Consider the following 21,446-nt stretch of genomic DNA (forward strand, 5'->3'; position numbering starts at 1 on the left):
CTGACAGGGGGTCGTCGGCACCGACAGCCCACCGACACCCCGTTCCACCAGGGCCAAAAAGGGAACAGCCCCGCCGACGGGGGAAGATCGGCGGGGCTGCTGGTACCGCAGTGGCTCAGTGGACGGAGTGTTCCTCCTGCGGGAACGTTCCGCCGACCACGTCCTCGGCGAACGCCTTCGCCGCGTTCCCCATGACCTCACGCAGGTTCGCGTACTGCTTCACGAACTTCGGCACGCGCCCGCCGGTCAGCCCGAGCATGTCGGTCCACACCAGCACCTGCGCGTCCGTCTCGGCCCCGGCACCGATCCCGACGGTCGGGATGTGCAGCACCCGCGTCACCTCGGCCGCGAGCTCCGCCGGAACCAGCTCCAGCACCACCGCGAAGGCACCCGCGTCCTGCACGGCCTTCGCGTCCCGCAGCAGCTGCTGGGCCGCCTCCTCGCCGCGGCCCTGCACGCGGTAGCCCATCGCGTTGACGGACTGCGGGGTCAGCCCGATGTGCGCCATGACCGGGATGCCGGACTCGACGAGCAGCCGGATCTGCTCGTGCGACCGCTCGCCCCCCTCCAGCTTCACGGCCTGCACGCCCGCCTCCTTCACCAGCCGGGTCGCCGAGCGCAGCGCCTGCACCGGACCCTCCTGGTAGGAGCCGAAGGGCAGGTCGCCGACGATCAGGGCGCGCGAGGTGCCCCGTACGACCGCCGCGGACAGCATGGTCATCTCGTCGAGGGTGACGGGCACGGTCGTCTCGTACCCCAGGTGGCAGTTGCCCGCCGAGTCGCCGACGAGCATGACCGGGATCCCGGCCTCGTCGAAGACGGACGCCGTCATCGCGTCGTACGCGGTGAGCATGGGCCACTTCTCGCCCCGCTCCTTGGCGGCGGCGATGTCCCGCACGGTGATGCGGCGGGCGCTCTTGCCCCCGTACAGCGCCTTGCCGCCGTCGGAGGGCTTCTGCTGAGCGTTCTGGGCAGCCGGAAGCTGCGTCATTGCACGGCTCCTCACACGTCATCTCGAGGCGCCCTGACGGCGTCCCCGGACCACGTCCATGGTGGCACCTCGTGCCATGCACGGCTAGGGGAGCCCCTGAGAGTTCGACTTCCGCGGTCCCCATGTGCGCGTTTCGTCACAGAGCGCGCTTTCCGCGGCCTTGATCGGAACTCCCCGCGGCGACTCGAACGTCATCGCCCCCGTACGGCCGTCGAGGGACGGCGGGAACGGAACGGATCATCCCCTAGGGTCGTAGACACGGGGGCGATGGTGTGCACGGCAGGCAGTGAGGCGACGGTATGGCGCAGCAGGCGTACATGACGGAGACGGACAACGGCGGCTCGGGGCCCGAGCACCGGGGGACCCGGCTTCGGCGCCTGTTCGACCGGCTGCTGGGACCCTGGCGGGGCGACCCACGGATCTGGCGGCGCGGACTGCTCGTGGCCACGTGCGCGGTGCTGCTGGCCGTGGTCATGGTCCTGCACTCGCGCATCCCGAACACGATCGGCAACCTGGGCAGCCTCGTCGAGACGTTCCTGCCCTGGCTGGGGCTCCTCGTGCCGGTGCTGCTCCTGCTCGCCGTCCTCCGCAGGTCGGCGACCGCGCTGATCGCGGTGGTGCTGCCGGCGCTGGTCTGGCTGAACCTCTTCGGCGGCCAGCTCACCGACAAGACCGCGGCCGGCGGCGACCTCACCGTGGCCACGCACAACGTCAACGCCGACAACCCCGACCCGGCCGGCACCGCCCGTGACGTGGCCGCCTCCGGCGCGGACGTCCTCGCCCTGGAGGAACTGACGGCGACCGCCGTGCCGACCTACGAGAAGGCGCTCGCCTCGACGTACCGCTACCACTCGGTGCAGGGCACGGTCGGGGTGTGGAGCAAGTACCCGCTGACCGACGTACGGGCCGTCGACCTCGACATGGGCTGGACGCGCGCGATGCGCGCCACCGTGACCGCCCCGGCCGGCCAGGTCGCGGTCTACGTCGCCCACCTGCCGTCGGTGCGCGTGAAGATGGAGGCCGGGTTCACGGCCCGGCAGCGCGACCGGAGCGCCGACTACCTGGGCCACGCCATCGCCCGTGAACCGCTGAAGAACGTCGTCCTGCTCGGCGACCTGAACGGCACCATGAACGACCGCGCGCTCAACGCCGTGACCTCCCAGATGCGTTCCACGCAGGGCGCGGCCGGCAGCGGCTTCGGGTTCAGCTGGCCGGCGTCGTTCCCGATGGCGCGCATCGACCAGATCATGGTCAGGGGCCTGACGCCGGAGAGTTCCTGGACCCTCCCGCAGACGGGCAGCGACCATCTGCCCGTCGCGGCCCGTGTGAAGGTCGCCACAAGCGGTTCCTGAAAACCGCAGGTCAGGGCAGTTCGGCCAGGATCCGGCCACTGCGGGTTCACCTCGCGGAATAGTGCGGCTGCGAGACTTTGTTCCGTACTTGAACATACGACGTACGGATCTCCACGCAAGTCTCGAAAGGTTCTTCATGCCCCTGGCCCTGCTCGCCCTCGCCGTGGGTGCCTTCGGCATCGGCACCACCGAGTTCGTGATGATGGGGCTGCTGCCCGATGTCGCGGACGACCTGCACATCTCGATACCCGCCGCCGGCCATCTGGTGTCGGCGTACGCGCTCGGCGTCGTCATCGGCGCCCCGCTGCTGGCCGCGGTCACGGCCAAGATGTCCCGCCGCACCGTCCTCATCGCGCTGATGGGACTCTTCGTCGTGGGCAACGCCCTGTCGGCCCTCGCGCCCGACAACGGCTGGCTGCTGGCCGCCCGCTTCCTGAGCGGACTGCCGCACGGCGCCTTCTTCGGCGTGGGCGCCGTCGTCGCGACGAACATGGTCGCCCCCGAACGCAAGGCGCGCTCGGTCTCCCTGATGTTCCTCGGCCTGACGGTCGCGAACGTCGCGGGCGTTCCGGTCGCGACCCTCATGGGGCAGCACTTCGGCTGGCGGGCGACCTTCCTCGGTGTCAGCGCCATCGGCCTGGCGGCGATCGCCGCGCTCGCGTTCCTCATCCCGCACGACCACGAGCACGCCACCGCCAAGGGCCTGCGCGGCGAACTCGCCGCCCTGCGCTCCGTCCCGGTCTGGCTCTCCCTCGGTACGACGGTGGCGGGCTTCGGCGCCCTCTTCGCGGCCTACAGCTACATCACGCCGATGCTCACGGACGCCGCAGGCTACGCCGACGCCAGCGTCACCCTGCTGCTGGCGCTGTTCGGCGTCGGCGCCACCGCCGGCAACCTGCTGGGCGGCCGCCTGGCCGACCACTCCCTGCGCGGCACGCTGTTCGGCGGCCTGACCTCACTGGTGGCGGTGCTGGCGCTGTTCCCGCTGCTGATGCGCACGGAACTCACCGCCGCCGTCGCGGTGATCCTGCTCGGCATGGCGGCCTTCGCCACCGGTTCCCCGCTCCAGCTGATGGTCATGGAGAAGGCCTCCTCGGCCCCGTCCCTGGCCTCCTCGGCCAACCAGGCCGCCTTCAACCTGGCCAACGCCGGCGGCGCCTGGATCGGCGGACTCGCCCTGGCCGCGGGCTTCGGCGTCACCTCCCCGGCTCTGGCCGGAGCGGCCCTGGCCGTCCTCGGCCTGGGCGTGGCCTCGCTGGCCGCCGTGGTGGACCGGCGCCGGGCTCCGGTCACCGGGCGCGAGCGGATCGTGGCGAGCCATGTCCCGCAGGAGGCGGAAGCCGTGCACCACTGACCGACGGCGCGGCGACACCACACCCGGGCGGCAGCCCGTAGGGAGAGTCCTACGGGCTGCCGCTCCGTTTGTGGGGGCGCCGTGGGGAGCCGGGTGGGGCGCCGCGGCTGTCGACGGGGCTGTCGCCGGGGCCGGTTCGCACTCCCCGTCGGGCGTCGAGGCGGCGGCCTCTCGCCGCGCCGGCTCCGCGAGGCGGCCCCCCACCGCGCCCGCACTGCCTAACGCGACGTCAAGGCCGCGACGAGGCCGTCCAGTCCGTCGAAACACCCGTCGAAGGCGTCGGAGGCGGCCGGCGGATCCCCGGCCGGGCGCCGCACGTAGGCGGTCCGCATGCCCACCGCCTGCGCGCCCCGCAGGTCCCAGGCATGGGCGGCCACCATCAGGACGCGCTCGGCCGGGCAACCGGCGCAGTCCACGGCGAGTCGATACACCTCCGGCGCCGGCTTGTACGCCAGGACGGACTCGGCGGACAGGGCCTGGTGCCAGCGCAGCCCGGCATGGGCGTTGAGCCGCAGCAGGGCGGCACGGCTCGCGTCGGAGAGCCCGAGCACGGGGAACCGCCGCGCGAGCCGCTCGAGACCGGCGACGGAGTCGTCCCAGGGGGACAGCCGCCGACCCGCCGTGGCGAGCCGGGCGACGGCCGCGGGATCGGTGACTCCGGCCTCGTCGGCCACGCGTCGGGCGGCCTCGGCGTCGAGGACCCCGGTGCCGGCGTACGGGCGGAGCCCTTGCCGGACGCGTTCCTGTTCCTGCTCGCCGTGCCGCCGCCACACGGCGAGGAGTTCGTCGACGGCCGCGTCGTCGGACGCGGGTGCCGCTTCGCGGATCGCCGCGCGCAGGCCGCCCGGTTCGTCGACCAGCGTTCCGAGGACGTCGAAGACGACGACGTCGATGTCCAGGTCGAGACCGGTGCCGATCTCCGAGCCGCTGTCACGGGTCTCGCCCACGCGCCCTCCCGTTCGCCGTGTCGTCACTGCCTGAGCCGGTGACGTCGATGGTGTCAGCGACCGTGTCACCGGTCAAGGAGGTGACGCGCACGCAAGCGGAAGAACGCATACCCGTTGCAGCGGTGATCTTGCGTTGCGTAATGTCCCCGAGAATGAGCAGTCAGATACCGCCGACCTTCGTGCTGGTCCACGGTGCCTTCGCGAACTCCTTCTCCTTCGCGCCCCTCCAGGCCGAACTCGGCCTCCTCGGGCACCGCTCGGTCGCCGTCGACCTGCCCGGCCACGGTTTCGGGGCGACCTACCCGCGCGCCTACCAGGCACCGCAGGACCTCGAAGGCCTCGCCATCGCGCCCGGCTCGATCAAGGGCGTCACCCTCGCCGCCAACGCCGCGCACCTGATCGGGATCCTGGAACGGGCCAAGGAGAACGGGCCGGTGATCCTGGTCTCCCACAGCCGCGGCGGCGTCGCGGCCACCGCCGCGGCCAACGCCCGGCCGGACCTCATCGACCGCATCGTCTACGTGGCGGCCTGGTGCCCGGTCGCACTGGACGTCGGCGACTACTACGCCGAGCCCGAGATGGCCACCGTCGACGCCGCGTCGCTGGGTCTGGCCATGGTCGGGAACCCGGCCGAACTCGGCCTGCTGCGCGTCAACTTCCGCACCGCCGACCCGAAGGCCCTCGCGGCGTTCAAGGCGGCCTTCCTCGCCGACGGCACCGACGACGAGTTCCTGACCTTCCTCAACACCTTCCAGCCCGACGAGAACCTGGACGTCGGCACCTCCGCCGACCGGGCGCAGGCCGCGACCTGGGGCCGCATCCCGAAGACCTACGTACGCCTGACCGGGGACGCGAGCCTGCCGCTCGCCCTCCAGGACCGGCTGATCCGCGAGGGCGACGCGCTGACCCCGGACAACCCGTACGACGTCCGCACCCTCGAAGGCAGCCACCTGAAATGGCTGACCGACCCGGCACCGGCGGCCCGGGTCCTGGGGGAACTGGCCGGGCTTCCGGGCCGGGACGCCTGATCGCGAGCGGGACACTCGGTCAGGATTCGAGAAGCCGGTTCCCGGGACCGCGGCTAGCGTCGCAGCCATGACTTCCATCGCATCCGTCACCCTCGAGGTGGCCGACCCCGCGGCCGCCGAACGCTTCTACAGCACCGCCTTCGGCCTGGGCGGCCAGGTGCGCCTGCGGGCCTCTCAGACCCCGTCCACCGGCTTCCGCGGGTTCACGCTGTCGCTCGTCGTGGCTCAGCCGGCCGACGTCGACGCCCTCGTCGACGCGGCCGTGGCGGGCGGCGCCACGACGCTGAAGCCCGCCGCCAAGTCGCTCTGGGGCTACGGCGGCGTCGTCCAGGCCCCGGACGGGACGATCTGGCAGGTCGCCTCCTCGTCGAAGAAGAACACCGGCCCGGCGACCCGGCGGTTCGACGAGCTGGTGCTCCTGCTCGGCGTCGAGGACGTGAAGGCCAGCAAGCGGTTCTACGTCGAGCACGGCCTGCCGGTCGGCAAGAGCTTCGGCGGCAAGTACGTCGAGTTCGCCACCGAGTCGGCTCCCGTCAAGCTGGCGCTGTACAAGCGCCGCGGCCTGGCCAAGGTCGCCGGCGTCTCGCCCGAGGGCACCGGCTCGCACCGGCTCACGATCCACGGCGACACCGGGCCGTTCACCGACCCGGACGGGTTCGTCTGGGCGACCGCCTCGGAGACGGCGTCGCTGTGACCGGTGACGCCGGCGTGCACCGGCAGCGGCGAGAGGGAGCCGCGCCCGCCACCGCCCGCACGGTCGGTGGCGGCGGGGGCGGGCGCACGGGCGAGGGGCCCGCGGCAGCGGTCAGACCGACTCCCGCCACCCGTTCGTGATCGGCAGCCGCCGGTCCTTGCCGAAGCCCTTCGCCGAGATCTTCGTACCCGGCGGGTACTGCCGCCGCTTGTACTCGGCCGTGTCGACCATGCGCAGCGTCTTCGTGACCAGCTCCCGGTCGTAGCCGGCCGCCACGATCTCGTCCGCGCCCCGGTCGCGGTCCACGTACAGCTCCAGGATCGCGTCCAGCACCGGGTAGTCCGGCAGTGAGTCCGTGTCGACCTGGCCCGGGCGCAGCTCCGCGCTCGGGGGCTTGGTGATGGAGTTCTCGGGGATCGGCGGGGTCTGGCCGCGCTCCCGGGCGGCCCGGTTGCGCCACTCGGCCAGGCGGAAGATCGACGTCTTGTACACGTCCTTGATGGGGCCGTACGCGCCGACCGAGTCGCCGTAGAGCGTGGAGTAGCCGACCGCCAGCTCCGACTTGTTGCCGGGCGCCAGGACGATGTGGCCCTCCTGGTTGGAGATCGCCATGAGCAGCGTGCCGCGCAGGCGGGACTGGAGGTTCTCCTCCGCCAGGCCCGTCAGCCCCAGCGAGCCCATGTACGCGTCGAACATCGGCTCGATGGCGACCGTGCGGTAGTTCAGGCCCGTGCGGCGGGCCAGCTCGGCGGCGTCGTCCTTGGAGTGGTCCGAGGAGTACTTCGACGGCATCGACACGCCGTACACGTTCTGCGCGCCCACCGCGTCGCACGCGATCGCCGCGACCAGCGAGGAGTCGATACCGCCGGACAGGCCGATCAGGACCGACTCGAAGCCGTTCTTCGCGACGTACGCCCGCAGGCCCACGACCAGCGCCGAGTAGACCTCCTCGTCGTCGTCCAGACGGTCCGCGTAGCCGCCCGCGAGCTCCGGCTCGTACGGCGCGACCGGCTCCTCCGAGAGGACCACCCGGTCGATGCGCAGGCCGTCGTCCACCACGCCCGTGGGGGCGTCCGCCGACGCCGCCGGCAGGTCCAGGTCCAGGACCACGCAGCCCTCGGAGAACTGCGGGGCCCGCGCCACGACCTCGCCGTCCTTGTCGACGACGATCGAGTCGCCGTCGAAGACCAGCTCGTCCTGGCCGCCGATCATGGCGAGGTACGCCGTGGTGCAGCCGGCCTCCTGGGCCCGCTTGCGGACCAGCTCCAGACGCGTGTCGTCCTTGTTGCGCTCGTAGGGGGAGGCGTTGATCGAGACCAGCAGGCCCGCCCGCGCCGAACGGGCGGCGGGGACGCGGCCGCCGTCCTGCCAGAGGTCCTCGCAGATGGCGAGGGCGACGTCCACGCCGTGGACGCGCAGGACCGGCATGCTGTCGCCGGGCACGAAGTAGCGGAACTCGTCGAAGACGCCGTAGTTCGGCAGGTGGTGCTTGGCGAAGTTCAGGACCACGTCGCCGCCGTACAGCACCGCCCCCGCGTTCTGCGGAGCGCCGGCCGGCTGGCCGTACTTCGGCTGCGCGGTCTCGCAGCGGTCGAGATAGCCGACGATGACCGGCAGCTCACCGAAGCCCTCCTCGGCCAGGCGGGCGGCGAGACTCTTCAGCGCCGCGCGGGAGGCCTCCACGAAGGACGACCTGAGGGCCAGGTCCTCGACGGGATACCCGGTCAGCGCCATCTCCGGGAACGCCACGAGATGCGCTCCCTGCTCGGCGGAGTGCCGGGTCCAGCGGACGATCGACTCGGCGTTCTGGGCGAGGTCGCCGACGCTCGAGTCGATCTGGTTCAGGGCGAGACGTAGTTGAGGCACGCGCCCAGTGTAATCGTCAGAGCGACGCAATGGGGTGGTGTGGGTCACCCCACACCACCCCGTTCCCCTTGCGGAGGTCAGCCGGCGGAAGTCAGCGGCGCCGGTACGACTCCACGTAACCGTTCGCGGGCGTGCCCACGCCGGTGACGTCGTCGTAGCCCTTGACGGCCTGCAGCGAGCTGTCCTTGCCCAGGCTGCGCACGGACGTGGCCAGTCCGCCCGTGGCGTCGTAGCCGTTCACGAAGTCGACGCGGGCCACGGCGAGGCCGGAGCCCGTCGGGTTGTCGGTGACGTCGTGGTAGACCTTCGAGCCGGACTTCGCGTAGATCGCCGGGTTGGCGAAGCCGATCGGGGTGCCGCCGCGGGCCTCCTGGGCCAGGGCCTGGATGGCCGCGATGGTCGGCGCGGCGAGCGAGGTGCCGCCGATGCGGTACTCGCTGTACGCCTGCGTCCTGCCGTCCGGCATGGTCTGGGTCTGGCCGACCAGGAAGCCGGTGTTCGGGTCGGCGATGGCCGCGATGTCCGGGACGACCCGGTTGCCGTCCGCGCTGTTGGCCTTCGCCAGCGCCTCCGGCACCACACCCTGCTGGTACGAGGGCTCGGCGACCGTCTTGCTCGTGCCGCCGCCGGCGCCGGAGGTGAAGGCGCCGGGGAAGTCCGTCCAGCTCTTGCCGTCGGCCGACAGGTTCGCCTTCTCGGTGCCCCAGCCGGTCTCCCACAGGTACGTGTCGTCCTTGCCGACGGCCAGCGAGGTGCCGCCGACTGCGGTGACCCACGCCGAGTTGGCCGGGGAGTCGACCTGCTTGGTCCCGGAGCTGGCGACCTCGTCGCCGTCGTCGCCGGAGGAGAAGTAGAAGCCGATGCCCTCGACCGCGCCCAGCTGGAAGACCTGGTCGTAGGCGGCCGCGAGGTCGGGGGTCTGGGCGGCCTCGACCTCGCCCCAGGAGTTGGAGACGATGTCGGCCAGGTGGTGGTCGACGACCTTGCCGAGCGCGTCGAGCAGGTCGTTGTCCATGCAGGAGGCGGCGCCCACGTAGGTGACGCCCGCGGCCGGTGCGACCGCGTGCACGGCCTCCACGTCCAGGGTCTCCTCGCCGTACCAGCCGGCGGCCGAGCAGGCCTTGGTGTTCGTGTACTTCGTGGGCAGCACCTGGCGCAGCTGGCCGGTCTTCCACGCCGCGTCGCCGTGCTTGCCGGCGTAGGTCCCGGCGTCGTAGGCGATGGTCGGGGAGGCGTACGCGTCCGTGATGGCGACCCGGACGCCCTTGCCGGTGCGGGTGCCCGCGCCGTAGGCGGCCCGCAGCTGCTTGCCCGTGTAGCCCTTGATCGCGTACGGGATCTTGCCGCCGTACGCGTCGGGCAGCGTGCTCGCGGTGTTCGAGCCGTAGTACGAGGAGAAGGGCCCGGCGTTGCGGAACACGGTGTCCGGCGGCGGCAGCCGGTCGTCGTGCGTGGCCATGTGGGGCGCGTTGTCCAGGCCGGTCACGGTCAGCACGGCGTCGGCGAGGTTCGCCGGCACGGAGGCGGTGCTCGCCGGCGCGCGGTAGGTCCGGGCGCCCTTGGCGAAGTTGTGCAGCTGGGTGCCGAACGCCTTCTCGGCGGCGGCCACGTCACCGGTGACGGAGACGTAGTGCCGCGTGACGCCCGTGACCTTCAGGCCGGCGGACGTGAGCCAGGCCTTCACGGCGGCCACCTGGGCCTTGGTCGCGCCGAAGCGGGACTGGGCCTGCCGGGCGGTGAGGTACTTGCCGTAGGAGGCCGACTTCGGGTCGGAGACGGCCTTCGCGTACGCGGCGAGGCCGGCGGCGTCCTGGCCGGCGAGGTAGACCCGGGCCGAGACCTGGGCACTGTCGGAGGTGGCGCCCTGGTCCGCCTTGGCCGTGGCCCACGCGGGCCTGGTCCCGGCCAGCAGGTCGCGGAGCGGGTGGTCGGCGGCGTGCGCCGCGGGTATGCCGAGCGCCAGCGCACCCGCGAGCATCGGCAGTGTCGCCGCCACGCTCACCCCGGCGCGCACCTTGGCGCGGTTGGATCTCATGGAACCCCCTGTGCGGTTCGTCGCGAGTGGATCACTCGACGGTCGCCACTCTTTCGACGAACCGTTCATGCAAGGGGAATGCGCAGCCCAAGAAGCGCTCTACCGAAGCCAAGAAGAGCCCAAGGAGCCGATGCGCAGGGCGATTTGGGGCTTACGCCCGGCGAACGCCCCACGTCCTGCGCGCTACGGACGCGGCGCGGCACCCCGCGCCTTGAGCAGGTCCGCCATCAGGCCGATCTCCGACTGCTGCGCGTCCACCATGCCCTGCGCGAGCCGCTTCTCCACCCCGACCCGGCACTTCTCCACGCAGCCCTCGGCCATGTGGATGCCGCCCTTGTGATGGTCCGTCATCAGCTGGAGGTAGAAGACCTCCGCCTGCTTCCCGCTGAGCTCGCCGAGCTTCTTCATCTCGGTGTTGGTCGCCATGCCCGGCATCAGCGCGCCGTCCTTGCCGGAGGCCATGTCGCCCATGCCCATCCAGGTCATCGGCGGCTCGGAGGACACCTTGGGCAGGCCCCACAGGTCGAGCCAGCCGAGCATCATGCCGCGCTGGTTGGCCTGGGTCTGCGCGATGTCGTACGCGAGGCGCCGCACCTCCTCGTCCTTCGTGCGGTCGCGCACGATGTACGACATCTCCACGGCCTGCTGGTGGTGCACCGCCATGTCCCGCGCGAACCCGGCGTCGGCGGACTCGGCGGAGGGGGTCGTACTGCCGCCGTCGTCTCCGGCGACGGCGTAGGTGATCGCGCCGGCCGCGACGAGCGCCGCCGCCGCGGCCCCCGCGATCAGAGCCACGTGCCTCACTGCGAGAGCCCGTTCGTGCAGGCGGCACCGGGCTCGGGCGTCTGCTCGCCCTGGACGAACTTCTCGAAGAACTTGTCGACGTTCGGGTCGTCCGCGCCCGTCACCGTGCGCTGATGGCCCCACGCCGAGAGCATGATCGGGTCCTTCTGGTCGTCCATCGGGCTCATCAGCGTGTACGGCGTCTTCTTCACCTTCGCCGCGAGCGCGTCGACGTCGGACTTCTTGGCGGCGGCGTTGTACGTCACCCACACCGCGCCGTGCTCCAGCGAGTGCACGGCGTTGGTGTTGTTGATCTCCTTGGTGTAGACGTCGCCGTTGCAGTTCATCCACACCTGGTTGTGGTCGCCGCCGACCGGCGGCTCGGTCGCGTACTTCACGGCCTTGGTGACGTGGTTGCGGGAGAGCTTGCCCTCCCAGGTCTTCACGCCGTCCTTGCCGGTGACGAACTTGCCCTTGCCCGAGGAGTCGCTCGCCGCGGTGTCGCTGCCGTTGTCGGACTGGGACTGCACGAGCACGACGCCGCCGACGACCAGGCCGCCGACGATCACGACGCTGGCCGCGATGGTGAGGATGCGGTTGCGGCGCTCACGGGCCTGCTCGGCGCGCCGCATCTCCTCTATTCGCGCCTTGCGTGCCGTGCTGCTCTTCTTGGCGGAGCCCATGAGAAGTCCTTCGCGGGGGAAAGATGGGACGGTCGGGTGGCCTGATCGTAATGGGGGAGGCGGGGCGCCTCGTAGGGCGGCCGCGGGAATGGGCCGAATCGATACGGCACCGACAGCAGCCCGACAGCTTCGGAAGGCCTGGGTCCGGATAATTTGAACCGCAGATTCCCATTATCTACGCTGCGGGCATGCGGCTGCTGCGCTCCACCGACCTGGCCCTGCGGGTCCTGATGCGGCTCGCCGTCGCGGGCGAGTCGAGTCCGACGACCCGGGAGGTCGCCGAGGGCATGGGCGTGCCCTACACCCACCTGGCGAAGGTGGTCGCCGAGCTCCAGCACATGGGCCTGCTCGCCGCCCGGCGCGGCCGGGGCGGCGGCCTCACGCTCACCGAGCGGGGCCGCACGGCCTCCGTGGGCGCCGTGGTCCGCGCCTTCGAGGGCGACGGCGACGTCGTCGACTGCGAGGGCCCCACGCCGTGCCCCCTGAACTCCGCCTGCCGGCTGCGCGGCGCCCTGCGCCGGGCCCAGGAGGCGTTCTTCGCCTCCCTGGACCCGATCACGGTGGCGGACATCGCGGCGGAGCCGACCGGGGCACTGCTGCTGGGCATCTCGCGGGCGGCCGGCCCTTCGGGCCCCTGAAACGGCCGGTCCTCCGGGCCGTCAGGCCTGTCCCGCCAGCCACAGGTCCGGGCCGAAGACCTCGTAGTGGATGTCGGCGGGTGCCACGCCCTTGGCGATCAGCTGGGAGCGGACCGCGCGCATGAAGGGCAGCGGGCCGCACAGGTACGCGCGCGTGGTCGGGGCGAGCGGGACGTCGGCGAGGTCGACGAGGCCGGAGCGGGTGCCGGCCGGGGCGTCCTGCTCGTACCAGAGGTGGACGGCCGAGTCCGGCAGCTTGGCGGCGTAGGTCTCGTGGTCGGTGCGCAGGGCGTGGGTGCCGGGTGAGCGGTCGCCGTGGACGACGGTGACGGGGGCGCGGTGGCCCGAGTCGGCGAGGTGGGCCAGCATCGCGGTGATCGGGGTGATGCCGATGCCCGCCGAGGCCAGCAGCAGGGGCGTGTCGAGGCCGGCGTCCAGGACGAGGTCGCCGTACGGCTCGGACAGCTCCAGGACGTCGCCCACCTCCACGCGCGCGTGGAGGTGGTGGGAGACCTCGCCGTCGGGGGCGCCGCCGCCCCGCACGCGTTTGACGCTGATCTGCCTCAGGGCCGGGCCGGGTGCCCCGGAGAGGCTGTACTGCCGGATCTGGCGGGCGCCGTCCGGGAGGGCGACGCGGACGGAGACGTACTGGCCGGCGAGGAACTCCCGCACCGGACCGCCGTCGGCGGGCCGCAGCCGGAACGTGGCGACGTCCGGGGTCTCGGCGACCCGCTCGACGACCTCCCAGGGCCGCCACGCGGGCCCGCCGCGCTCCTCGCCCAGCCGCTTCTCGACGGCGATCAGGGCGTTCGCCATCAGCCAGTAGACCTCGTCCCAGGCGGCGGCGACCTCGGGCGTGACGGCGTCGCCCAGCACGTCGGCGATGGCGGCGAACAGGTGCTCGTGGACGATGCCGTACTGCTCGGGCGTGACGCCGAGCGAGGCGTGCTTGTGGGCGATGCGGTGCAGCATCGCGTCCGGCCGCTGCTCCGGATGGTCCAGCAGGTGCGTGGCGAAGGCGGCGATGGAACCGGCGAGCGCCTGCCGCTGGGTGCCGGCGGCCTGGTTGCCCCGGTTGAACAGGTCGCGCAGCAGTGCGGGGTGGGCCGCGAACAGCCCGGCGTAGAAGCGCTCGGTGATCGTGCCGAGGGCCGCCCCGACGGCGGGAAGGGTGGCGCGGACGGTGGTGGCGGACTGCTCGGACAGCATCGGGGCTCCTCCATGCTCGACTGCCGCGCACGCTATTTAAAGTTGCATCTGAGATGCAAATTAAGTGGGCGGAGCGACGACGGGGACCGGCCGTTACGGATGTCGGTGCGAGCAGGCACTATGGGCGGAAGAGCAGTTCACCCGCCGTACGTGAGGCGTTCGACCCCGGGCCGGCCGGGCGATCATGGTGCGCAACGCGTACGAAATGGTGGTGTGGTGGGATGCTCAGGTGCCCGACCGCCTCCCGTGGTACGGAAGACAGGCGGCCTGACCAGCAAGGATGGGGAAGCGGAAGATGGACAAGCAGCAGGAGTTCGTGCTCCGGACCTTGGAGGAGCGCGACATCCGGTTCGTACGCCTGTGGTTCACGGACGTGCTGGGCTTCCTCAAGTCCGTCGCCGTGGCCCCGGCCGAACTGGAACAGGCCTTCGACGAGGGCATCGGCTTCGACGGCTCCGCGATCGAGGGCTTCGCCCGGGTCTACGAGTCCGACATGATCGCCAAGCCGGATCCGTCGACCTTCCAGATCCTGCCCTGGCGCGCGGAGGCCCCGGGCACGGCGCGCATGTTCTGCGACATCCTCATGCCGGACGGCTCCCCGTCCTTCGCCGACCCGCGCTACGTGCTCAAGCGCGCCCTGGCCCGCGCGAGCGACCTGGGCTTCACCTTCTACACGCACCCGGAGATCGAGTTCTTCCTGCTGAAGGACCGCCCGCTGGACGGCAGCCGCCCGACGCCCGCCGACAACTCCGGCTACTTCGACCACACCCCGACCAACGTCGGCATGGACTTCCGCCGCCAGGCGATCACGATGCTGGAGTCGATGGGCATCTCGGTCGAGTTCTCCCACCACGAGGGCGCGCCCGGCCAGCAGGAGATCGACCTCCGCTACGCCGACGCGCTCTCCACGGCCGACAACGTCATGACCTTCCGCCTGGTCATGAAGCAGGTGGCGCTGGAGCAGGGCGTGCAGGCGACGTTCATGCCGAAGCCGTTCTCCGAGCACCCGGGCTCCGGCATGCACACGCACCTCTCCCTCTTCGAGGGCGACCGCAACGCCTTCTACGAGTCCGGCTCGGAGTACCAGCTGTCCAAGGTGGGCCGCTCCTTCATCGCGGGCCTGCTGCGGCACGCGGCGGAGATCTCCGCGGTCACCAACCAGTGGGTCAACTCCTACAAGCGCATCTGGGGCGGCGCGGAGCGCACGGCGGGCGCGGGCGGCGAGGCCCCGTCGTACATCTGCTGGGGCCACAACAACCGCTCGGCGCTGGTCCGCGTGCCGATGTACAAGCCCGGCAAGACGGGCTCGGCGCGGGTCGAGGTCCGCTCCCTGGACTCGGGCGCGAACCCGTACCTGGCCTACGCCGTCCTGCTGGCCGCCGGCCTGAAGGGCATCGAGGAGGGCTACGAGCTCCCGCCGGGCGCCGAGGACGACGTCTGGGCGCTCTCCGACGCCGAGCGCCGTGCGATGGGCATCGAGCCGCTCCCGCAGAACCTGGGCGAGGCCCTGACCCTGATGGAGCGCAGCGACCTGGTCGCCGAGACGCTCGGCGAGCACGTCTTCGACTTCTTCCTGCGGAACAAGCGGCAGGAGTGGGAGGAGTACCGGTCCGAGGTGACGGCGTTCGAGCTGCGGAAGAACCTGCCGGCGCTGTAAGCGCAGGTCAGAGCAGGCTTCCTGCTGATTCAGCGGATGGGGCCGACGGTCGCGGACCGTCGGCCCCATGGCGTCTCAATGACCCTGGGCCGCCTCTGGGCCGTCTGGCGCCGGACCGGTGTCCTCGTACCGGCCGTCCACGGCCTTCCGGCCCGTGCGTCGCTGCTCGGCATGGGCCAGTAGGGCACGCGTGCCGGACCGCGCGGCGGACACCGACACGAGCGGCGTGCGGCTCGCTCCTCCATGAGCACGGTCTGACCGGGCAGGTCCCCACTGTCAGGGTGCCGTCGCGGGGAAAGGTGCGTGTAAACGAGTTGCCGGGCCAGAAGTTGCGCGACCGGCAAGCTGCGGGCAACTAAAACCGCTCATTGGAGTGGTTACCCGTCGAATTTCCCCCATCACGGACATTCGTGAGGACATGATCTGCAGGTCGAGGCTGTCGGCAGGCACGCTGTACGAGCACAGCGGCACTGACGGCTCCATTGTCTCTGTAGGGATTCTCAGTTGCACACGAATGTCTTCAGCAGGCCCGTACGCCCTGCCGCTCTCCTGAGCGTCACGGCCCTGGCGATCGGCGTCGCCCTGGCCGCCGGCCCGGCCTCTGCCGTACCTGCGCAAGAAAACTCCGGCTCCACCGGCAAGGCGACCGCCGTCGCGGCGCGCGCGGACCTCAACGTCTCCGTGAAAGGCGTCGGCAACGTTCCGGTGAAGAAGTCGCTCAACAACCTGAGCGCGCCCGGGGACGCGCAGCAGACGCTGCTCACCGCCGAGGTGAACGGCGTGAGCAAGGGACAGCCCACCACCCTGGTCAAGGCCGAGGTCGCGCACTCCAGCGTCAAGGCGGACGCACACCGGTCGGTGGGCAACGTCAAGCTCGTCGGCGTACGGGCGTTCGCAGCCGGCCTGCCCGCCAAGCCGCTGCTGAGCGCCGACCTTCTCACGGCCACGGCCTCCTGCGAGGCGGGCAAGAAACCGACCGCGAAGGCCGCGCTGGCGGACAACGTGACCGTCCTCGGCAAGCCGGTCACCGTCAAGGCTTCCGGCGAGCAGCACGTCGAGGTCGCGGGCGTCGGCACCGTCGACCTCTGGCTGGAGAACGCGACCACGACGGACAGCATGGGCACCGCCACCGCCCTTCGGCTGAAGTACGCGGTGTCGCCCGCCAAGCTGGACGTGGTGAAGACGTCCGGAGAGATCGTGCTCGCCGAGGCCACCTGCACGCTGCCGAACGGCTCTGCCTCCGCAGGGGGTGGCGGCTCCAACGGTGACGGCTCCAACGGTGACGGCTCCAACGGCGGCGGCTCCAACGGTGACGGCTCCAACGGTGACGGCTCCAACGGCGGCGGCTCCAACGGCGGCGGCTCCAACGGTGACGGCTCCAACGGCGGCGGCTCCAACGGTGACGGATCGGGCAGTGGCGTGGGCGAGGGCAGCTCGTCCGACGACCGGTCCTCCGGCGAGTCCGCCGGCTCGAGGGGCGACGAGAACGCCGACTCTGCGGGCAGTCAGGTCAGCACGCAGACCGGCGAGGACGGCGGGAACCTCGCCGAGACCGGCGGCAACTCCGCCACGCCGGTCATCGCCGGTGTGGGCGGGGCTCTCGTTCTCGGCGGCGCCGCGGCCGTGTACATGGTCCGTCGTCGCCGTACCACTCAGAACAACTGACGCGGGATCGGTCCCCGAGCGGCGCTCCCGCTCGGGGACCGGTGCCGGACCTCGTCGAAGCTCATCGCAGCCCGGAACGTGCGGCTGCGATGAGCTTCTTCCTGCGGGAGTGTCCCAGCGCATTCATGGTATGAGCGGCAACGGCGGCTGTTGATGGCCGCAGCGGTGCGTGCTCTGGGGCATGGTGGTGTTCGGGCCGTCGCGCGGGCGGCCGCGGTCAGCGAGACCACGGTCCGCAAAGGTGCAGGTCCTGCCGGCCGACCCACACTGACCGGAATGCCGCCACAGCAACGCAGGGTCCGTTCTCCGTCGCTCACCGACCACTCGCCCTCCAGCCCGATCTCAGGCAAGTTGACGTAGACCATGCCGGCGAGCGTAGGAGGGACCGGCCGGGCCCCCCGGGGGATCAGGCCTCCTGCTGCCGCTTCCCCTTCGCCAGCACCTCGTGCAGCGGCTCCGTCGCCCTTCTCCGGTACTCCTGGATCGACCAGCCGTTGCCGTCCGGGTCCTTGAAGTACATGAAGGTGGCGCCGTCGTCGGGCGCGTACTGGACCGGTTCCGACACCTCCAGACCTCGTTCCAGGAGTTCCGCGCGGGCCGCCTTGATGTCTGCCACGCAGAGTTGCAGGCCCTGGTAGGAGCCGGGTTCGGGTACGGTCTCGCCCTTGGTCATGTCCCAGATGCTGTCACCGAGAGCGATCGAGCAGCCGGAACCCGGAGGCGTCAGCTGGACGATCCGCATCCCGGGCATGACCTCCTGGTCGATGTCGACGTGGAATCCGACCTTGTCCCGGTAGAAGTCGCGGGCCCGGTCGATGTCGCTCACGGGCAGCGGGATCACTTCGAGGGTGAAGTCCATCGCTTGTCCTCCCTGGTGAATCGCCAGCGGGTCTGGCTGAACGGCTCCCCCTTACCGAAGCCGAAAACCGTCACCGGCGCCACCGAGTAGACGACCGCTCGACCCGCGCCGTGGTGGAAATGGCCCTCCCGTACCTCGAAGTGCCAGAAACTGCCGTACTTCACCTCCCACGCGGTGGCCAGTTCCCGTAGCCGCGCCTCGTCCGTCACACGCACCGCCTCGCCCTCGACCACCAGGTCGTAGCCCCGGTTCCAGGTGTTCGTGCCGGTGGTGAGCACGACGTGCGGGTTCTCCGCGAGGTTCCTCGCCTTGCGTTCCTCCGGGCCCGTGCAGAAGTGCAGGGCGCCGTCCGACCAGACCGCGGGCAGGGGAGTGACGTGCGGGCGGCCGTCCGGTCGCACCGTCGAGATCCAGAACAGCTCGGCCGCGGCGAGCCGGGCCCGTGCCTCCTCCCAGTCCGTGGCCGTGGCCGTCTCGTCGCTGTACCGCCGGTCCAGGCGGGTCCGCGGGTGCGTGGTGGTCATGAGTGCCTCCAGGCCTGTGCTCTCCCCAGTGCAGACCCCGTCCGCCCGCCGAACTCATCGGAGCTCCCCCCGGCCGCTGCGGTTAGGCTCAAAGCCGTACGACCTTGATCCGATGCAAACCCGAGAATGAGTGCGAGGGAGGCCCGGATGACGGCGGCCCCGGGGCGCAGGAGCAGTACCTTCACACGGCTGCTGCGGCACGGCTTCACCGACGCCTCCGCCGCCGAGCGGCTCCTGGACAGCGTCGAGCTGGCACCGCTGCGGGACGACCCGGTCCTCCTGGAGGCGCTGGGCGCGACCGCCGACCCCGATCTGGCGCTGCTCGGCCTGGTGCGGCTGCTGGAGGCCCAGCCGCACAACGGCGCCCGCCGGGAACTGCTCGACACCCTGATCGCGGCCAAGCCGCTGCGCGACCGGCTGCTCGGCGTGCTCGGCGCCTCCACCGCCCTCGCCGACCACCTCACCCGCCACCCGGACGACTGGCAGGCCCTCGTGACGTACGAGTCGCGGGACCTGCACCCCGGGGTGGAGGAGTTCGAAGCGGGGCTCGCGGAGGCCACCGACCCGGTCTCCCTGCGCGTCGCCTACCGGCGCTGCCTGCTGTCCATCGCCGCCCGGGACGTGTGCGGCACGACCGGTGTCGCCGAGTCCGCCGCCGAGCTCGCCGACCTCGCCACCGCCACCCTGCGCGCCGCCCTCGCCCTGGCCGAGCACGCCGCGCCGGGGGACGCCGCGCTGTGCCGGCTCGCGGTGATCGCGATGGGCAAGTGCGGCGGCCGCGAGCTGAACTACGTCTCCGACGTGGACGTCATCTTCGTGGGGGAGGCCGTCGAGGGGGCCGACGAGACGAAGGCGATCCGGGCCGCGACCCGGCTGGCCTCGCACATGATGCGGATCTGCTCGGAGACCACCGTCGAGGGCTCCATCTGGCCCGTGGACGCCAACCTGCGGCCCGAGGGCAGGAACGGCCCGCTCGTGCGGACCCTCTCCAGCCACCTCGCCTACTACCAGCGCTGGGCGAAGACCTGGGAGTTCCAGGCGCTGCTCAAGGCCCGCCCGGTGGCCGGCGACCTCGACCTCGGCGAGGAGTACGTCGCCGCCGTCCAGCCCCTGGTGTGGAAGGCCGCCGAGCGGGAGAACTTCGTCCCGGACGTGCAGAAGATGCGCCGCCGGGTCGTGGAGAACATCCCCGCCGCCGAGGTCGACCGCCAGCTGAAGCTGGGCCCGGGCGGCCTGCGGGACGTCGAGTTCGCCGTGCAGCTGCTCCAGCTGGTGCACGGCCGCGCCGACACCTCGCTGCGCAGCGGCACGACGCTCGACGCGCTCAAGGCCCTCGCCGCCGGCGGCTACGTCGGCCGGGCCGACGCCGCGCAGCTCGATGAGGCGTACCGCTTCCTGCGGTCCATGGAGCACCGCATCCAGCTGTTCCGGCTGCGCCGCACCCACCTCGTCCCGGAGGACGAGGCCGAGCTGCGCCGCATCGGCCGCTCCCTCGGCCTGCGCACCGACCCGGTCGCCGACCTGCACCGCGAGTGGCGCCGGCACGCCACCGTCGTACGCCGCCTGCACGAGAAGCTGTTCTACCGGCCGCTGCTCGACGCGGTCGCCCAACTCGCCACCGGCGAGGCCCGGCTGAGCGCCGAGGCGGCCCGGGAGCGGCTGGTCGCCCTCGGCTACGACGACCCGGCCTCCGCGCTGCGCCACCTGGAGGCGCTGGCCTCCGGCGTCACCCGCAAGGCCGCCATCCAGCGCACCCTGCTGCCGGTCATGCTGGGCTGGTTCGCCGACTCGGCCGACCCGGACGCGGGTCTGCTCAACTTCCGCAAGGTGTCGGACGCGCTCGGCAAGACGCCCTGGTATCTGCGGCTGCTGCGGGACGAGGGCGCCGCCGCGCAGAACCTCGCCCGGGTGCTGTCCGCCGGCCGCCTCGCGCCGGACCTGCTGATGCGCGCCCCGGAGGCGGTGGCGCTGCTCGGCGACGGGGACGGCGGCGGGCTGGAACCGAGGTCCCGCGCCCACCTGGAGCAGGAGATACTCGCCGCCGTGAACCGGGCCGACGGAGCCGCCCAGGCGGTCACGGCCGCCCGTGGGGTGCGCCGCCGCGAACTGTTCCGTACGGCCGCCGCCGACATCGTCGGCTCCTACGGCACCGAGGAGCAGCCCGCCGAGGCCGACCAGGGCGCCCTCGTGGACCGGGTCGGGGGAGCGGTGTCGGATTTGACGGCGGCGACCCTGGCCGGCACGCTCCGCGCGGTCGTCCGGGACGGCTGGGGCGACGAGCTGCCCACCCGGTTCGCGATCATCGGCATGGGCCGGTTCGGCGGCCACGAACTGGGCTACGGCTCCGACGCGGACGTGCTGTTCGTGCACGAGCCGCGCGACGGTGTCGACGAGCGGGAGGCCTCCCAGGCGGCCAACAAGGTCGTCTCCGAGATGCGCCGCCTGCTCCAGATCCCCAGTGCCGACCCGCCCCTGCTCATCGACGCCGACCTGCGCCCGGAGGGCAAGTCCGGGCCGCTCGTGCGCACACTCAAGTCGTACGAGGCGTACTACCGCCGGTGGTCCCTGACGTGGGAGTCGCACGCGCTGCTGCGGGCGGAACCCGTCGCCGGGGACGAGGACCTGGGCCGCCGGTTCATCGAGCTGATCGACCCGCTGCGCCACCCGGCGGACGGGCTCGGCGAGGAGGCCGTGCGGGAGATCCGGCGGCTGAAGGCCCGGATGGAGTCCGAGCGGCTGCCGCGCGGGGCCGACCCGAAGCTGCACGCCAAGCTCGGTCCGGGCGGCCTGTCCGACGTGGAGTGGACCGTGCAGTTGCTGCAACTGCGGCACGGCGCCGAGGAACCCGGCCTGCGCACCACCCGCACCCGCGAGGCCCTGGCCGCCGCCCGCGCGGCCGGGCTCATCACGGACGAGGACGCGGCGATCCTGGACGAGGCCTGGGTCCTCGCGACCCGCGTCCGCAACGCGGTGATGCTCGTGCGCGGCCGGGCCGGGGACACGTTCCCCACGGACTCCCGGGAACTGGCCGCCGTGGGACGGTACCTGGGCTACGGCCCGGGTCACGCCGGCGACATGCTCGACGGGTACCGGCGGACGGCCCGCAGGGCGCGGGCCGTGGTGGAGGAGCTGTTCTACGGGGTGGCCGAGCGCTGAGCCGG

The 21,446-nt window shown here is 71.8% G+C and carries 17 protein-coding genes; 8 read left to right on the forward strand and 9 right to left on the reverse strand.

What is annotated here, in order from left to right:
• Positions 1–115: 115 nt before the first annotated feature.
• Entirely contained in the window at positions 116–991 is an 876-nt protein-coding gene (gene panB, locus ACSUPV_RS29195; RefSeq protein WP_436948869.1) for a 3-methyl-2-oxobutanoate hydroxymethyltransferase, read from the reverse strand.
• Positions 992–1,290: 299 nt separating this feature from the next.
• Between panB and ACSUPV_RS29200 the strand changes: the two genes are divergently transcribed.
• Entirely contained in the window at positions 1,291–2,343 is a 1,053-nt protein-coding gene (locus ACSUPV_RS29200) for an endonuclease/exonuclease/phosphatase family protein (RefSeq protein WP_031113931.1), read from the forward strand.
• Positions 2,344–2,479: 136 nt separating this feature from the next.
• Positions 2,480–3,697, forward strand: coding sequence for an MFS transporter (locus tag ACSUPV_RS29205; RefSeq protein ID WP_031113932.1), 1,218 nt, complete (start codon positions 2,480–2,482; stop codon positions 3,695–3,697).
• Between the two features lie 218 nt (positions 3,698–3,915).
• On the opposite strand, the gene ACSUPV_RS29210 is transcribed toward ACSUPV_RS29205, so the two are convergent.
• Entirely contained in the window at positions 3,916–4,644 is a 729-nt protein-coding gene (locus tag ACSUPV_RS29210; protein WP_382611337.1) for a haloacid dehalogenase type II, read from the reverse strand.
• Positions 4,645–4,796: 152 nt separating this feature from the next.
• Between ACSUPV_RS29210 and ACSUPV_RS29215 the strand changes: the two genes are divergently transcribed.
• Entirely contained in the window at positions 4,797–5,672 is an 876-nt protein-coding gene (locus tag ACSUPV_RS29215) for an alpha/beta fold hydrolase (RefSeq protein WP_031113935.1), read from the forward strand.
• 67 nt (positions 5,673–5,739) lie between these two features.
• On the forward strand, positions 5,740–6,366 hold the full coding sequence (locus ACSUPV_RS29220) for a glyoxalase (RefSeq protein ID WP_031113937.1): 627 nt from the start codon (positions 5,740–5,742) through the stop codon (positions 6,364–6,366).
• A 111-nt stretch (positions 6,367–6,477) separates the two neighbouring features.
• Here ACSUPV_RS29220 and ACSUPV_RS29225 read toward each other — a convergent pair whose 3' ends face one another.
• From ACSUPV_RS29225 to ACSUPV_RS29240, 4 genes are all read right to left on the reverse strand, one after another.
• On the reverse strand, positions 6,478–8,232 hold the full coding sequence (locus ACSUPV_RS29225) for an NAD+ synthase (RefSeq protein ID WP_359790606.1): 1,755 nt from the start codon (positions 8,230–8,232) through the stop codon (positions 6,478–6,480).
• Positions 8,233–8,323: 91 nt separating this feature from the next.
• The gene (locus tag ACSUPV_RS29230; protein WP_436948870.1) at positions 8,324–10,267 is read right to left on the reverse strand and encodes a S53 family peptidase; all 1,944 of its coding nucleotides are present in this window, start codon (positions 10,265–10,267) and stop codon (positions 8,324–8,326) included.
• A 183-nt stretch (positions 10,268–10,450) separates the two neighbouring features.
• Positions 10,451–11,071, reverse strand: coding sequence for a DUF305 domain-containing protein (locus tag ACSUPV_RS29235; RefSeq protein ID WP_037763141.1), 621 nt, complete (start codon positions 11,069–11,071; stop codon positions 10,451–10,453).
• Positions 11,068–11,733 carry a DUF3105 domain-containing protein gene (locus ACSUPV_RS29240; RefSeq protein ID WP_031113943.1) on the reverse strand — a complete coding sequence of 222 codons (666 nt, stop codon included), beginning with the start codon at positions 11,731–11,733 and terminating at the stop codon, positions 11,068–11,070. The genes ACSUPV_RS29235 and ACSUPV_RS29240 overlap by 4 nt, the downstream gene beginning before the upstream one ends.
• 188 nt (positions 11,734–11,921) lie before the next feature.
• On the opposite strand from ACSUPV_RS29240, the gene ACSUPV_RS29245 reads away from it, so the two are divergent.
• Positions 11,922–12,371 carry an RrF2 family transcriptional regulator gene (locus ACSUPV_RS29245; protein ID WP_382611321.1) on the forward strand — a complete coding sequence of 150 codons (450 nt, stop codon included), beginning with the start codon at positions 11,922–11,924 and terminating at the stop codon, positions 12,369–12,371.
• Between the two features lie 21 nt (positions 12,372–12,392).
• Here the strand turns inward: ACSUPV_RS29245 and ACSUPV_RS29250 are convergent, their stop codons facing one another.
• Entirely contained in the window at positions 12,393–13,580 is a 1,188-nt protein-coding gene (locus tag ACSUPV_RS29250; RefSeq protein WP_436948871.1) for a globin domain-containing protein, read from the reverse strand.
• 295 nt (positions 13,581–13,875) lie between these two features.
• Between ACSUPV_RS29250 and glnA the strand changes: the two genes are divergently transcribed.
• Together glnA and ACSUPV_RS29260 are read left to right on the forward strand one after the other, a co-directional pair.
• Entirely contained in the window at positions 13,876–15,237 is a 1,362-nt protein-coding gene (gene glnA / locus ACSUPV_RS29255; RefSeq protein ID WP_031113946.1) for a type I glutamate--ammonia ligase, read from the forward strand.
• Between the two features lie 504 nt (positions 15,238–15,741).
• The gene (locus ACSUPV_RS29260; RefSeq protein ID WP_436948872.1) at positions 15,742–16,902 is read left to right on the forward strand and encodes a choice-of-anchor P family protein; all 1,161 of its coding nucleotides are present in this window, start codon (positions 15,742–15,744) and stop codon (positions 16,900–16,902) included.
• Between the two features lie 406 nt (positions 16,903–17,308).
• On the opposite strand, the gene ACSUPV_RS29265 is transcribed toward ACSUPV_RS29260, so the two are convergent.
• Both ACSUPV_RS29265 and ACSUPV_RS29270 read right to left on the reverse strand, forming a co-directional pair.
• The gene (locus tag ACSUPV_RS29265) at positions 17,309–17,761 is read right to left on the reverse strand and encodes a VOC family protein (RefSeq protein ID WP_031113950.1); all 453 of its coding nucleotides are present in this window, start codon (positions 17,759–17,761) and stop codon (positions 17,309–17,311) included.
• Positions 17,740–18,285: a pyridoxamine 5'-phosphate oxidase family protein gene (locus ACSUPV_RS29270; RefSeq protein WP_382611312.1), complete on the reverse strand. Its 546-nt coding sequence runs from the start codon at positions 18,283–18,285 to the stop codon at positions 17,740–17,742. Before ACSUPV_RS29270 ends, ACSUPV_RS29265 begins: the two co-directional genes overlap by 22 nt.
• A 147-nt stretch (positions 18,286–18,432) precedes the next feature.
• Here ACSUPV_RS29270 and ACSUPV_RS29275 point away from each other — a divergent pair, with 147 nt between their 5' ends.
• Positions 18,433–21,441: a bifunctional [glutamine synthetase] adenylyltransferase/[glutamine synthetase]-adenylyl-L-tyrosine phosphorylase gene (locus ACSUPV_RS29275; RefSeq protein ID WP_436948873.1), complete on the forward strand. Its 3,009-nt coding sequence runs from the start codon at positions 18,433–18,435 to the stop codon at positions 21,439–21,441.
• Positions 21,442–21,446: the final 5 nt, after the last annotated feature.

It is taken from the genome of Streptomyces sp. SudanB52_2052 (assembly GCF_964272415.1).
Lineage (GTDB): Bacteria > Actinomycetota > Actinomycetes > Streptomycetales > Streptomycetaceae > Streptomyces > Streptomyces olindensis.

Excerpts from the sequence above, each read along its gene's own strand:
- panB (WP_436948869.1), bottom strand. The coding sequence starts at position 991 with ATGACGCAGCTTCCGGCTGCCCAGAACGCTCAGCAGAAGCCCTCCGAC.
- ACSUPV_RS29200 (WP_031113931.1), top strand. The coding sequence starts at position 1,291 with ATGGCGCAGCAGGCGTACATGACGGAGACGGACAACGGCGGCTCGGGG.
- ACSUPV_RS29205 (WP_031113932.1), top strand. The coding sequence starts at position 2,480 with ATGCCCCTGGCCCTGCTCGCCCTCGCCGTGGGTGCCTTCGGCATCGGC.
- ACSUPV_RS29215 (WP_031113935.1), top strand. The coding sequence starts at position 4,797 with ATGAGCAGTCAGATACCGCCGACCTTCGTGCTGGTCCACGGTGCCTTC.
- ACSUPV_RS29220 (WP_031113937.1), top strand. The coding sequence starts at position 5,740 with ATGACTTCCATCGCATCCGTCACCCTCGAGGTGGCCGACCCCGCGGCC.
- ACSUPV_RS29230 (WP_436948870.1), bottom strand. The coding sequence starts at position 10,267 with ATGAGATCCAACCGCGCCAAGGTGCGCGCCGGGGTGAGCGTGGCGGCG.
- ACSUPV_RS29240 (WP_031113943.1), bottom strand. The coding sequence starts at position 11,733 with ATGGGCTCCGCCAAGAAGAGCAGCACGGCACGCAAGGCGCGAATAGAG.
- ACSUPV_RS29245 (WP_382611321.1), top strand. The coding sequence starts at position 11,922 with ATGCGGCTGCTGCGCTCCACCGACCTGGCCCTGCGGGTCCTGATGCGG.
- ACSUPV_RS29250 (WP_436948871.1), bottom strand. The coding sequence starts at position 13,580 with ATGCTGTCCGAGCAGTCCGCCACCACCGTCCGCGCCACCCTTCCCGCC.
- glnA (WP_031113946.1), top strand. The coding sequence starts at position 13,876 with ATGGACAAGCAGCAGGAGTTCGTGCTCCGGACCTTGGAGGAGCGCGAC.
- ACSUPV_RS29265 (WP_031113950.1), bottom strand. The coding sequence starts at position 17,761 with ATGGACTTCACCCTCGAAGTGATCCCGCTGCCCGTGAGCGACATCGAC.
- ACSUPV_RS29270 (WP_382611312.1), bottom strand. The coding sequence starts at position 18,285 with ATGACCACCACGCACCCGCGGACCCGCCTGGACCGGCGGTACAGCGAC.
- ACSUPV_RS29275 (WP_436948873.1), top strand. The coding sequence starts at position 18,433 with ATGACGGCGGCCCCGGGGCGCAGGAGCAGTACCTTCACACGGCTGCTG.